The organism is Bradyrhizobium sp. Rc2d, assembly GCF_900099855.1.
Classification (GTDB): Bacteria; Pseudomonadota; Alphaproteobacteria; order Rhizobiales; family Xanthobacteraceae; genus Bradyrhizobium.
In genome coordinates this window covers 51,439-63,526 of sequence record NZ_FNCU01000014.1, presented here as the reverse complement: position 1 = coordinate 63,526, position 12,088 = coordinate 51,439, and the positions used below count along the sequence as shown (strand labels likewise).

General features: G+C 64.8%; 11 protein-coding genes and 1 pseudogene. 6 read left to right on the top strand and 6 right to left on the bottom strand.

The features are described 5' to 3' along the window. Positions 1-93 precede the first annotated feature (93 nt). Positions 94-804, top strand: a complete 711-nt coding sequence (locus BLV07_RS18810) for a Crp/Fnr family transcriptional regulator (protein WP_091888281.1) — start codon at positions 94-96, stop codon at positions 802-804. 129 nt (positions 805-933) lie between these two features. Here the strand turns inward: BLV07_RS18810 and BLV07_RS18805 are convergent, their stop codons facing one another. Then, positions 934-1,131, bottom strand: coding sequence for a DUF1858 domain-containing protein (locus BLV07_RS18805; RefSeq protein ID WP_091888479.1), 198 nt, complete (start codon positions 1,129-1,131; stop codon positions 934-936). Positions 1,132-1,331: 200 nt separating this feature from the next. Then, complete coding sequence (gene hemN, locus BLV07_RS18800; protein WP_091888279.1) at positions 1,332-2,684, bottom strand: oxygen-independent coproporphyrinogen III oxidase; 1,353 nt, start codon at positions 2,682-2,684, stop codon at positions 1,332-1,334. Between the two features lie 207 nt (positions 2,685-2,891). Between hemN and BLV07_RS18795 the strand changes: the two genes are divergently transcribed. From BLV07_RS18795 to BLV07_RS18780, 4 genes and pseudogenes are all read left to right on the top strand, one after another. Continuing rightward, positions 2,892-3,098, top strand: a complete 207-nt coding sequence (locus tag BLV07_RS18795) for a hypothetical protein (protein ID WP_091888477.1) — start codon at positions 2,892-2,894, stop codon at positions 3,096-3,098. 25 nt (positions 3,099-3,123) lie between these two features. Further along, positions 3,124-3,600, top strand: a pseudogene (locus BLV07_RS50355) (copper chaperone PCu(A)C); the annotation flags it as partial. A 521-nt stretch (positions 3,601-4,121) separates the two neighbouring features. Further along, on the top strand, positions 4,122-5,246 hold the full coding sequence (gene nirK, locus BLV07_RS18785) for a copper-containing nitrite reductase (protein WP_164934739.1): 1,125 nt from the start codon (positions 4,122-4,124) through the stop codon (positions 5,244-5,246). Positions 5,247-5,298: 52 nt separating this feature from the next. Continuing rightward, positions 5,299-6,177: an SUMF1/EgtB/PvdO family nonheme iron enzyme gene (locus BLV07_RS18780; RefSeq protein ID WP_091888273.1), complete on the top strand. Its 879-nt coding sequence runs from the start codon at positions 5,299-5,301 to the stop codon at positions 6,175-6,177. 140 nt (positions 6,178-6,317) lie between these two features. Here the strand turns inward: BLV07_RS18780 and BLV07_RS18775 are convergent, their stop codons facing one another. The 3 genes from BLV07_RS18775 to BLV07_RS18765 all read right to left on the bottom strand — a co-directional run bounded on the left by BLV07_RS18775 (position 6,318) and on the right by BLV07_RS18765 (position 8,400). Next, on the bottom strand, positions 6,318-6,953 hold the full coding sequence (locus tag BLV07_RS18775; protein WP_091888271.1) for a GNAT family N-acetyltransferase: 636 nt from the start codon (positions 6,951-6,953) through the stop codon (positions 6,318-6,320). 20 nt (positions 6,954-6,973) lie between these two features. Further along, positions 6,974-7,624 (bottom strand): 3-oxoacid CoA-transferase subunit B, encoded by a 651-nt coding sequence (locus BLV07_RS18770; RefSeq protein ID WP_091888269.1) that lies wholly within the window; start codon positions 7,622-7,624, stop codon positions 6,974-6,976. Positions 7,625-7,692: 68 nt separating this feature from the next. Continuing rightward, entirely contained in the window at positions 7,693-8,400 is a 708-nt protein-coding gene (locus BLV07_RS18765; protein ID WP_027573157.1) for a CoA transferase subunit A, read from the bottom strand. A 272-nt stretch (positions 8,401-8,672) separates the two neighbouring features. On the opposite strand from BLV07_RS18765, the gene BLV07_RS18760 reads away from it, so the two are divergent. After that, positions 8,673-10,565, top strand: a complete 1,893-nt coding sequence (locus BLV07_RS18760; RefSeq protein ID WP_176945633.1) for an AsmA family protein — start codon at positions 8,673-8,675, stop codon at positions 10,563-10,565. A 97-nt stretch (positions 10,566-10,662) separates the two neighbouring features. On the opposite strand, the gene dctA is transcribed toward BLV07_RS18760, so the two are convergent. After that, positions 10,663-12,048 (bottom strand): C4-dicarboxylate transporter DctA, encoded by a 1,386-nt coding sequence (gene dctA, locus BLV07_RS18755; protein ID WP_091888265.1) that lies wholly within the window; start codon positions 12,046-12,048, stop codon positions 10,663-10,665. Positions 12,049-12,088 lie beyond the last annotated feature (40 nt).

Genomic DNA, 12,088 nt, shown 5'->3' with positions numbered 1-12,088 from the left:
AAAATACTGCCGCCCGGCCGGCCCGTTTTGCGCTATCGCAAACTGTTGGACGATTGCAGGTGCCATCACACTCCCCAGCGCCAAGGAGACAGAATGGCCAAGGTCGACACATCGCTGGTTGCGCATTTGCCGCTGTTTGGGGGCGTCAAGCCGGAGGACCTCGAGGAAATCCTGCGCGAGGCCCGCTCGGCGCGTTACCCCAAGAACAGCACCATCTTCGAGCAGGGGGCGGACGCGCAGTCCTTCTTCCTGCTGCTGCACGGCCACGTCCGGGCCGCCAAGACCACGCCGACCGGCGAGCAGATCGTGGTGCGCTATGTCGCGCCCGGCGAAACGTTCGGCCTCGCGATGGCGATCGGAGCCGCGCACTATCCGGCGACGGCGATGGCGGTCGACGACAGCGTGGTGCTAATCTGGCCGACGTCGGCCTGGCCGCGGCTGATCGAGCGGTTTCCCTCGCTCGCCGCCAACACGCTCCAGACGGTCGGCACGCGCCTCCAGGAGAGCCACACCCGCATCCTGGAAATGTCGACCCAACAGGTCGAGCAGCGCGTCGCGCATGTGCTGCTGCGCCTCGCCAAGCAATCCGGCAAGAAGCTCGATCATGGCATCGAGATCGACTTCCCGATCAGCCGCCAGGACATCGCGCAAATGACCGGCACCACGCTGCACACCGTCAGCCGCATCTTGAGTGGCTGGGAGAGTCAGGGTCTCGTCGAGAGCGGCCGCCAGCGCATAATCCTGCGCGAACCGCACAGGATCGTCGTGCTGGCGGAGCGGAGCCCCGACAGCGGCGCGGCGTGAGAGCCGCGCCAGGGCGTTTTTCCTGGCTGCTCCTCTGCCTGAGATAGGAGCGAGGGGCGATTCCGCTTACGGCGAAAGCGCGCCCTCACCCGGGAATCCGCACGCGGCCCGCGCGAATTCCGGACCACCTCACGCCGGCACGCAGTCGCAGAGCGCGGCGAGGAATTTCTCGCGGTCGATGCCATGCTCGCGGCAGGCGTCATCCACCGTGTGGAAGGTCGCGATCGGGCAGCCGACGCAGGCCATCCTGAAGGCGAGAAACACACGGATCGTGTGCGGCGCCGTGCGCATGATGTCATCGACCAGATCGTCGGATCGGAAAGACATGGACAACTCCGTTCCGAAACGACGATAGCGGAGCGGGGCGGAGTTTCTTTGTTGAAGCGCAAGCTGTTGCCAGTTCACCAGCTTGTCATTCCGGGGCGCGCGCAGCACGAGCCCGGAATCCATTGTGCAGCGCGTGATGTGGAACAATGGATTCCGGGCTCGCGCCAAAGAGGAGCGCCCCGGAATGACGGAGAGAGCATCTAAACCGCCCGGCTGTGCAGCTGCTTTCCCGGATCCAGATGCGCGTCGAACGCCGCCGCGACGCTGCGGACCAGGAAGCGCGAATCCCTTGCGACCGCGAGCTTGTCGCCGTCCAGCCTCACGACACCGTCAGAGATCAGCGGCTTCAGACGCGACGCCGACTTCAGCATCGCCTCGGGCTCTGCGCCATGACGCGCGCAGATGTCGCCGAGATCGGCGCCGAATTCGCACATGATGCGCTCGATGATGTCGGCGCGCAGCCGGTCGTCATCGGTGAGCCCATAACCCTTCGCGGTGGCGAGACGGCCAGCGCCGATGCATTGCGCGTAGGCGCCGATCTGCACCTCGTTCTGGACGTAACCTTGCGGCAGGTGTCCGATCGCGCTCGCGCCGAAACCGAGCAGCACCTCGGCCTTGTCGGTGGTGTAGCCCTGGAAATTGCGCCGCAGCGTCCGCTCCTCGAAGGCCACGGCCATGGAATCGTCGGGTCGCGCGAAATGGTCGAGCCCGATCTGCACGTAGCCAGCCTCCTTCAGCGCATTCGCGATTGCGCAAGCCTGGTCGTGACGCGCAGGGCCATCGGGCAGGACGGCCTCGTTGATCATGCGCTGATGCTTCTTGAAATCAGGCACATGGGCATAGCCGAACACCGAGAAACGGTCGGGCGCGAGCGCGAGCGCGCGCCGGACCGTGTCCAGGCACGAGGCGACGGTCTGGTGCGGCAGCCCGTAGATCAGGTCGAAATTGACTCCCGCGATATCGGCGCGCCTGAGCATGTCGACGACGCAGGCCGTCTGCTCGAAACTCTGCACGCGGTTGATCGCGCGTTGCACGACGGGATCGAAACTCTGAACCCCGAGGCTCGCGCGGTTGACGCCGGAGAGCCGCATCGCCTCCACCATGTCGGCGGTCAGCGTCCGAGGATCGATCTCGACCGCGATCTCGGCCGTGGGCAGCACGAAGAATGCCTGGCGCATCGTTGCCATCAACTCGGCGAAAGCTTCCGGCGCCATGATCGTCGGCGTGCCGCCGCCGAAATGAATATGCTCGACCTTGATGCGGCGGCCGATGGTGTCGGCCACTTGCACGATCTCGCTGCGCAATGTCCGCTGATAGGCCGCGATCAACTCGTCGCGGCGGACGATCTGGGTATGGCAGCCGCAATACCAGCACATCTCGCGGCAAAACGGCACGTGCAGATAGAGCGACGCGCTGGCGCCCGCCGGGAGCTCGGCAAGCCACCCGGCGTAGGTGTCTCCGCCGATCGCAGGCGAGAAGTGCGGTGCGGTCGGGTAGCTCGTGTAGCGCGGCAACCGTTCGTCGCCGTAGCTCACCGCGAGATCAGCTCTCATATCTTACCCATTCGTAAATTCGGCCGCTTGCTGACGCCGCGGCGAGTCACGGAACGCATTCAGTTAGCCCGGATTGGCGACGGCGACCTTGCGCTCGCGCAAAGTCCGGACGGAGCGGCGAAGGCAAACATTGCGCTCGCGCAAAGCGCAATGACCGGTTCCGCGCCATGCTTATGGTCGATCGCACGGCCATCCGGAGCGTTTGCCATGAGGCTTCTCGCACTCGAATTGATCCTCTCCCTGCTCGATGTCCGCGGCCATATCCCGCGCTTCGACGACTTCCGCCCCGTCCCGGCAGCTCCAGCGACGGGCCCTGTCGGCATCGCGCGCGCTCTGGCCGCCGCAATCGCGGTCTTCATCGTGCTGTCGCTGGCGATCTGGGCAACGGTCTGGCTCGCCATACAGCTGCTCTAGTCGCATCTTCGCGAAGGCCTCGATCATGATCTCATCCAGACGCATCCTCGCCGGCGCGGTCGCCTTGTCGTGCCTTGCCGGGCCGCCCGCCTTCGCCGCCGACACGACCCGTGGCGATCTCGTCATCACCGCAGCATGGAGCCGGGCAACGCCTGGTGGCGCCAGAGTCGCCGGCGGCTATCTCACGATCGAGAACAGAGGCCTCGCACCGGAGCGGTTGAAGACCGCATCGACCGCGCATGCGCTGAGAACCGAAATCCACGAGGTGGCCGTCAACGACGGCGTCATGACCATGCGTCCCTTGGACAATGGACTCGTCATCGCGCCCGGCCAATCCCTCTCGCTCGCACCCGGCGGTGGACACCTGATGTTCATCGGGCTCGACGCACCGCTGCGCGTGGGCGACGAGGTGCCGGTGACGCTGTCGTTCGAACATGCCGGCGACGTGACGGTGATGCTCGACGTGCAGGCCATCGGCGCACAGGCGCCGGACAAAGCCGGCAGCAAGCAGGCCGCCGAGCCCGCGCCGCAGCCGAAACAAACGATGTCGGCGCCGCCCGCGGCAACGTCCGAGGCGGACGAGAGCTTCTTCGCCCATCTTCACGCAGAGAAGGCCATGGCGAACGTCACCGTCTCGCCCGGTCGCGCCGGGCCGGTCGAGATCGCGATCCAGCTCGAAGATGCGAACGAGTTGCCGCTGGGCGCCGACGCAGTGGCGGTCACGCTCGGCAATCCCGAGCATGGCGTGGCGCCGGTGACGGCAAACGCCGAACGTGTCGGCCACGATCAGTGGCGCGTCACAATGTCGGCGCCGTTGTCGGGCCGCTGGTCGCTCGGCCTCGACATCCGCATCACGTCCTCGGACGCGGTCAACGTCGTGTCGCCAATACTACTCCGGTAAGCGACCTAAGTACTGTCGCGGAGGCAAATCCGGCTGAAGGTTGTTGCAGCGCAAATCATCTTGCTGTGATCGGCGCACACTGCATCCGTCATCAAAACCATTTCAGATGAAGGATGCTTCCGATGTTCACCCGCAGAGCTGCACTGATCGGCGCCGCCGCGACTGCGCTGATGTTGGCGACCCCCGCTTTGGCCGCTGACGATCTCAAACTGCCCCGGCAGAAGGTCGAGCTGGTCGCTCCGCCTTTCGTGCATGCGCACGAGCAAGCGACCAAGCAGGGCCCCAAGATCATCGAGTTCAAGCTCACCATCGAGGAGAAGAAGGTCGTCATCGACGAGAAAGGCACCACCTTCCAGGCGATGACCTTCAACGGCTCGATGCCGGGACCGCTGATGGTCGTGCATGAGGGCGACTACGTCGAGACGACGCTGGTCAATCCCGCCACCAACACCATGCCGCACAACATCGACTTCCATTCCGCGACCGGTGCGCTCGGCGGCGGTGCGCTCACACTGGTCAATCCCGGCGAGCAGGTCGTGCTGCGCTGGAAGGCGACCAAGACCGGCGTATTCGTCTATCACTGCGCGCCGGGCGGCCCGATGATCCCCTGGCATGTCGTCTCCGGCATGAACGGCGCCGTGATGGTGCTGCCGCGCGACGGACTGAACGACGGCAAGGGCCACGCGCTGAAATACGACAAGGTCTACTATATCGGCGAGCAGGACATGTACGTGCCGCGCGACGAGAAGGGCAATTTCAAGTCCTACGATTCGCCCGGTGAAGCCTTCACCGAGACCGAAGAGGTGATGAAGAAGCTGACGCCGACCCATGTCGTGTTCAACGGCAAGGCCGGCGCGCTGACCGGCAAGAACGCGCTGACCGCCAATGTCGGCGAAAACGTGCTGATCGTGCATTCGCAGGCCAACCGCGACAGCCGTCCGCACCTGATCGGCGGCCATGGCGACTATGTCTGGGAGACCGGCAAATTCGGCAATGCCCCCGAAGTCGGGCTCGAGACCTGGTTCATCCGCGGCGGTTCTGCGGGCGCAGCGCTGTACAAATTCCAGCAGCCCGGCATCTACGCCTATGTCACGCATAACCTGATCGAGGCCGCAGATCTCGGCGCCACAGCGCACTTCAAGGTCGAAGGCAAATGGAACGATGATCTGATGACGCAGGTGAAAGCGCCGGCCGAAATTCCGGCGCAGACGCAGGGCGCGCTGGAGACCGGCCGCAAGACCAACTGACAAACAGAGGGGCCGGCAAGTCGCCGGCCCCTTTTTCTTTGCGGGGATCACCATGCTGATCGCATTCAAGCTGAAGTTGGCGCTGGCCTGCGCGGCCGGACTCGCGGGACCGCTGGCGGTCGCGCCTCTGGTCTCCGAGATGGCGACGCCGCGCGCGGGCGGCGAGCCGGCGATCGTCGAGATCGCCGCCGGCAGCTTGGTCTATCGCGAGGCCGGTGATTTCACGCGCGCCGGGCAGCAGGCCGAAGCGCCGCTGCGAAAGCTGCGGTTCAACAGACCGCTTCACATCATGCGCGAACAGGTCTCCTCCGCCGACTTTCAGCTCTGCGTGCAGGATGGCGCATGCCGCGCGCTGGGCCGCGACGTCGTCGTCGCGCCCGATCGCCCTGCGGTCCAGGTGAGCTGGTACGACGCCGAAGCCTATGCGGGCTGGCTGTCGCGCAAGACCGGCAGGCATTATCGCCTGCCGAGCGACGAAGAATGGGCATTTGCCGCCGGCAGCCGTTTTAAGGATGACGGCGTGCCGGTCGACGCAAGCGATCCTTCGAGGCGCTGGATCAGCCGCTACGAGCGTGAGTCCGAGCGCGACCTCGCCGACACCACCGCCTATCCGTTCGGCAAGTTCGGCCTCAACGAGCACGGTCTCGAAGACATCTCCGGCAACGTCTGGGAATGGACCTCGACCTGCTTCGTGCGCTCGCGGGTCGACGAGACCGGCAATGCCATCCGCCCGACCGTGAATTGCGGCGTGCGCGTCGCGGAGGGCGCGCACCGCGCCTATGTCACCGATTTCATCCGCGACGCCCGCGCCGGCGGCTGCGCGCAAGGCGTGCCGCCCGCCAATCTCGGCTTCCGCCTGGTGCGGGAGCAGACGTCGTGGGTCGCGAGCGTGTCGGCGCGCTGGGGCAAGGTGTGGTCGGCGAGGTCGTAGCGCCCCTCCTGCTGTCATTGCCCGCGAAGGCGGGCAATCCAGTATTCCAGAGACGACAGCGATAGAATCGAAAGGCGACGGCGTACTGGATGCCCCGCCTTCGCGGGGCATGACAGTTCAAAATGCCAACACAGGGCCGATCAAATCGCCCGAGCAAACATGCGAAAGCCCGGCGCGCCGATGATCGCCTCGAACGTGGGATCGCGCTTCTCTTCCGCAAAGGCAAAACCCGCCTTGGCATAGGCGCGTTCGGCAGGTTCGTTGCCGATCAAAAACGAAATTGTCGCCCGGCCAAATCCAGCCGCCCGCCCTTTATCCAGTGCGTGCCCGATCAGCGCCTGCACCAGGCCGCGACCGCGATAGCCGGGATCGGTTGCGATATACTCTATCATCCAGTCGCCCTCCCCGCCCTGAACCCAGCAGGCGCGCGTATAGGCGCCACGTTGACGGATAGCTTCCAGCTCCGGCGCGGCGAGCCCGGTCGCGACCGCGACTTCCTCGATCGCGCGCCAGGCCGCAGGTCCGGTGCCGGCCGCCGGCAGCGCGCACAACGCGGCGGCAGGCTTGCCATCGACCTCGGCGACCAGGAATTGCGAGACGTGCCACATCGACACGGCACGTGCGACCGCGATGCGCGCGATGAAATCGCGGCACTGCGCTTCGGGCCAGCCCAGCGCGACGTCGAACCAGCCGCGCGGCCGATAGCCGCGCTGCGCCGCAAGGATGGTTTGGACGATGAAATCGGCGTCTTCGGGACGCGCAGACCGCATCGTCATGCGCGCCCCATTGCGAAGCCTCAGCTATTCTTCAGCGCGACGCGGAATTCGGCTTCGGTCTTGGCCTTGACTTCGTCGAGCGAGACGCCGTCGGCGAGTTCGATCAGGGCCATGCCGCCGTCGCCGTGCTTGTCGATGGTGAAGACGGCAAGATCGGTGACCACCATGTCGACCACGCGCTCGCCGGTGAGCGGCAGATTGCACTGCTTCAGGAGCTTCGGACCGTCCTTGGCGGAATGCTCCATCACCACGACGACGCGCTTGACGCCGGCGACGAGGTCCATCGCGCCGCCCATGCCCTTGACCATCTTGCCGGGGATCATCCAGTTGGCGAGATCGCCGTTCTGGGCCACCTGCATCGCGCCGAGGATCGAAAGATCCATGTGGCCGCCGCGAATCATGCCGAAGGAATCGGCGCTCGAGAAATAGGACGTCGAGGGCAGCTCGCTCACGGTCTGCTTGCCGGCGTTGATCAGGTCCGCATCCACCTCGTCTTCATAGGGGAACGGGCCCATGCCGAGCATGCCGTTCTCGCTCTGGAGGCTGACGTCCATGCCGTGGGGGATGTAGTTCGAGACCAGCGTCGGAATGCCGATGCCGAGATTGACGTAATAGCCGTCGCGCAGTTCCTTCGCGGCGCGCGCGGCCATCTGTTCACGGGTCCAGGCCATCGTTGTGCTCCTGTCGATTCTTTAGTGGCGCATGATCTGATCGGAAAACCGGCTTCCACTTTTCCGGATCATGCGCTGGTGCGCGGGCGGGTGTTGCGGAATTCGATGCGCTTCTTGGCCGTGCCGACCTCGACGATGCGCTTCACGAAAATGCCGGGCGTGTGAATGTGGTCGGGATTGAGTTCACCGGCCGGAACCAGATGCTCGACCTCGGCCACCGTGATCTTGGCGGCGGTCGCCATCATCGGGTTAAAGTTGCGCGCGGTCTTGCGGTAGATGAGGTTGCCGGCGGTGTCGCCCTTCCAGGCATGCACGATGGCGAGGTCGGCGAACAGGCCGCGCTCCATCAGATACTTCTCGCCGTCGAACTCCTTCACTTCCTTGCCTTCGGCGATCAGCGTGCCGACGCCGGTCTTGGTGTAGAAGGCCGGGATGCCTGCGCCGCCGGCGCGAATGCGCTCGGCCAGCGTGCCCTGCGGATTGAATTCGAGTTCCAGCTCGCCGGCGAGGAATTGCTGGGCGAACAGCTTGTTCTCGCCGACATAGGACGAGATCATCTTCTTGATCTGCCGGGTTTCCAACAGGCGGCTGAGCCCGATGCCGTCGACGCCGGCATTGTTGGAGACCACCGTCAGGCCCTTGACGCCGGACTCCCGGATCGCGTCCGACAGCTCCTCGGCGATGCCGCAGAGGCCGAAGCCGCCCGACATGATCATCATGTTGTCTTTGAGAATGCCGTCGAGAGCCGACTTGGCGTCGGGATAGACCTTGTTCATGCAAATGACCTTCGACTGAACCTTCGGCTTGCGGGCGTCGCGCCTTATTAGCGGCGATTATTAGGCGAAATTCTCCGAGGCCGTCAATGATACGGGGTTCTCCGTTCCGCCCCTGGGTGGTAGAAGCTGCCCACGCCGTGGGCAGAATCGCCCGCGGCCTTGAAAGCGACAAGAAAACCCATCAAGTTGCGGGGGTTGGGCGTGGGCACGCAGGTTTCCCGACCCGCCCTTCTGGCTCCAACGACCAACCCGATCAGGACATGCCATTGACCATGGCCCAAGGAATGAAGCGCCTCGGGACGCCGATCGCGGCGCTGCTCGGCGTGGCGCTGATAGCCCTGATCGCGACCTCCTGGCTCATCAACCGCGACGCGCTGCGCAAGGCGGTGGAGGCGCAGATCCGCGACGTGACCGGGCTCGAGCTCAGTGTCGCGGGCAACATCGACATTTCGGTCCTGCCGGCGAGCTACATCTCCTTCCGCGACGTCGGTCTCAAGGGCGGCGGTGCCAACGATCCCGCGCTCCATGTCGACGTGCTCACCGCCAATTTGCGGCTGCTGCCGCTGCTGCTGCAACGATTCGAGATCGCCGACCTGGCGCTGCTGCGGCCGCGCATCCATGTCAGCCTGAAGCCCGACGGCGAGAGCAACTGGACCCCCTTCATCCAGACCATTGCACGCACCATGAAGCCAGGCGCCGACAACCAGGTGTCGTTCTCCGAGATCAGAATCCAGGACGGCGTACTCAATTACGAGGACGCCGCCACGCACGCCACCGAGAAGCTCGAGGACATCGACCTGTCGCTGGCCTGGCCCTCGATCTCGCGCTCCTTTGCCGCGACAGGACAGTTCGACTGGCGCGGCGAGCGCGTCGACGGCTCGATCAGCTTTTCCGATTTCGTCGCCGCCCTCTCCGGCGAGCGGTCGGGGTTGAAGGCGCGGATCGCGAGCGCGCCGCTCAAGCTCGCCTTCGACGGCAGCGTCGCCAACCGCACCAGCCCGATGATGGAAGGCACCCTCACCATCGACAGCCCGTCCTTGCGCAACGCCCTGCGCTGGACCGGACAGCCGCAGCCGGGCAGCGGCGGCTTCGGCCGTTTCGCGCTGAAGGCGCGTGCCAACGTCGTGGGTGCCTCGATCGCGCTCACCAACGTCAATGTCGAGCTCGACGGCAATACCGCCGAGGGCGTCATGACCTACGCCAATAACGGCCGGCAGACGCTGCAGGCGACGCTCGCCGCCGACGCGCTCGACTTCACGCCTTATATCTCGACCTTCCGCCTGCTCGCGAGCGGAGCGCGCGACTGGAACAGACAGTTGTTCGATCTCAACGGATTATCGACCACCGACCTCGACATGCGCCTGTCGGCGGCAAAGCTGACGGTCGGCCCGTCGAAGCTCGGCCGCACCGCAATCGGCGCCAATTTGCGCAACGGCACGCTGGCGCTCTCGGTGGGCGAGGCCCAGATCTTTGGCGGTATCGCCAGAGGCTCGTTCGGCATCGCGCGCGCCGACAGCGTCGCCGACATCAAGGCGCAATTCCAGTTCACCGATGTCGATCTGCAGGCCTGCGCCACCGAGCTGTTCGGCATCAGCAAGCTCTCGGGGCGCGGCAACATCAACGTCTCTCTGCTCGCCTCCGGCTCGAGTCCGTTCGGTCTCGTGCAGTCGCTCGACGGGACAGCTACCGTGACCGGGCATGACGGCGCGATCGCGGGCTTCAACGCCGAGCAACTGCTGAAGCGTCTGGAGCGGCGGCCGCTGTCCGGCGGCGGCAATTTCCGCAACGGCTCGACCCCATATAACAATCTCACCATCGCGGTGAAATTCGCCGACGGGATCGCGACCGCCGAGGACATCCGCATCGAAGGGCCCGCGGCGAAGATCACGATGACCGGCACCGCCTCGGTGCCGACGCGCGAATACGACATGAAGGGCGTGGCGAGCCTCAACACGACGTCCGGCTTTCAATTGCCCTTCATGGTGCAGGGGCCCTGGGACGATCCCCTGATTTTCCCCGACCCCGAAAGCTTGATCCGCCAGTCGCCAGCGGCGTCTCCCTTCCTCGATCTCCTGAAGCAGCGCATCACCGGGGGCGGAAAGCGCCCCGCGCAGGATGGATCGCCGACGGCGGAGAATGCGAAGGACAGCGCCAAATCCAACTAGAGTGATCAACGTCGCTCTCTTAGGGGTCGGCAGCCTGCGGGCCACGGGCTCGATTTGCCAAGCTGAATACTGCGACCGATTTCATGCAAACGCTGCGTCATGCGGCGGATTGCGTCGTCGAAATCCAGCTCTTGTCCTCCCGCACCAGTGCCGCCTCCCCGATCTTCGTCCCGGGCGCGGCCGTGACAGTGCCACTCTGCCCCAGTTCACGGGCCAGCACCTCGCGGTCACAGGCGTCCTCCCACAGCGAAACGGTGATGGACGCGACACAGTTGCTGATCATGCTGGTCAGCGCCCGCGCCTCCGACATGAAGCGGTCGATGCCGACAAGCAGCGCCACGCCGGTCACGGGCAAATCCGGCATGACCGAGAGGGTCGCGACAAGCGCGACGAAGCCGCTGCCGGTGACGCCGGCCGCCCCCTTGGACGTCAGCAGCATCAGTCCGAGCATCGCCGCGATCTGACCCCATGACAGGTGAATGTCACAGGCCTGCGCAATGAAGATGGAGGCCAAGGTGAGATAAATGGCGCTGCCGTCCAGATTGAAAGAGTAGCCCATCGGCAACACGAGCCCTGACACGCCTTTCCGGCATCCGAGCTGCTCCAGCTTGCGCAGCGCGCCGGGCAACGCGGGCTCCGACGACGACGTGCCGAGCACGATCAGCAATTCTTCCCTGAAGTAGCGGACGGTCTTCCACAGGCTGAAGCCGTTCAGCCGCGCCAGCGTACCAAGCACGACGACCACGAAGACGGAGCAGGCGATATAGAATGTCAGGATCAGCAGTCCGAGCGAACCAATCGAGCGGATGCCGTAGCGGCCCACTGTGAACGCCATGGCGCCAAAGGCGCCGAGCGGCGCGAGCTTCATGATGAAGCCGAAGGATACAAACAGCACGTGTGAGAACGAGGCGACTGCCTTTGTCACCACGACACCCCCATCGCCGGCACGGCTTAGACCGAAGGCGATCAGGATGGAGATCAGCAGGACCGGCAGCACTTCGCCATCGGCAAACGCTCCAAAGAACGAATGCGGGATGATGTGCAGCATGAAGTCCGCAAATCCGGTCGCACCTGCCTGCTTGGTGAATTTCGCAGCCACCGACGGGTCCAGCGTATTGACGGAAACATGCATGCCCGCGCCCGGCTGGATCAGCGATACGGCGATCAGCCCGGCCAGCAGCGCGAGCACGGTCAGCAGGTAGAACAGCGCCATGGATTTCACCAGCGTGCGGCCGACCTCGCGGGAATCGCTGATGCTGTTGATGCCGCTGACGATGGTGCAGAACACGATCGGCGCGATCATCATCTTGACCAGCTTGACGAAGCCATCTCCGAAGGGCTTCAGCGCCGCACCAAATTCAGGCCAGAAATGGCCCGTGAGGACGCCCAGCAGGAGACCGATCAGCACCTGGACGTAGAGAATCCGGTAGAATGGCTTCCGCGCCTCGGTGTTCGGGTGTCCAACCAGCGCTTGCTTGTGCATTCTCGTTTCTCCCATGGCTCTGATTTTCTTGATGGCTGCG

Excerpts from the sequence above, each read along its gene's own strand:
- BLV07_RS18810 (WP_091888281.1), top strand. The coding sequence starts at position 94 with ATGGCCAAGGTCGACACATCGCTGGTTGCGCATTTGCCGCTGTTTGGG.
- BLV07_RS18805 (WP_091888479.1), bottom strand. The coding sequence starts at position 1,131 with ATGTCTTTCCGATCCGACGATCTGGTCGATGACATCATGCGCACGGCG.
- hemN (WP_091888279.1), bottom strand. The coding sequence starts at position 2,684 with ATGAGAGCTGATCTCGCGGTGAGCTACGGCGACGAACGGTTGCCGCGC.
- BLV07_RS18795 (WP_091888477.1), top strand. The coding sequence starts at position 2,892 with ATGAGGCTTCTCGCACTCGAATTGATCCTCTCCCTGCTCGATGTCCGC.
- nirK (WP_164934739.1), top strand. The coding sequence starts at position 4,122 with ATGTTCACCCGCAGAGCTGCACTGATCGGCGCCGCCGCGACTGCGCTG.
- BLV07_RS18780 (WP_091888273.1), top strand. The coding sequence starts at position 5,299 with ATGCTGATCGCATTCAAGCTGAAGTTGGCGCTGGCCTGCGCGGCCGGA.
- BLV07_RS18775 (WP_091888271.1), bottom strand. The coding sequence starts at position 6,953 with ATGACGATGCGGTCTGCGCGTCCCGAAGACGCCGATTTCATCGTCCAA.
- BLV07_RS18770 (WP_091888269.1), bottom strand. The coding sequence starts at position 7,624 with ATGGCCTGGACCCGTGAACAGATGGCCGCGCGCGCCGCGAAGGAACTG.
- BLV07_RS18765 (WP_027573157.1), bottom strand. The coding sequence starts at position 8,400 with ATGAACAAGGTCTATCCCGACGCCAAGTCGGCTCTCGACGGCATTCTC.
- BLV07_RS18760 (WP_176945633.1), top strand. The coding sequence starts at position 8,673 with ATGGCCCAAGGAATGAAGCGCCTCGGGACGCCGATCGCGGCGCTGCTC.
- dctA (WP_091888265.1), bottom strand. The coding sequence starts at position 12,048 with ATGCACAAGCAAGCGCTGGTTGGACACCCGAACACCGAGGCGCGGAAG.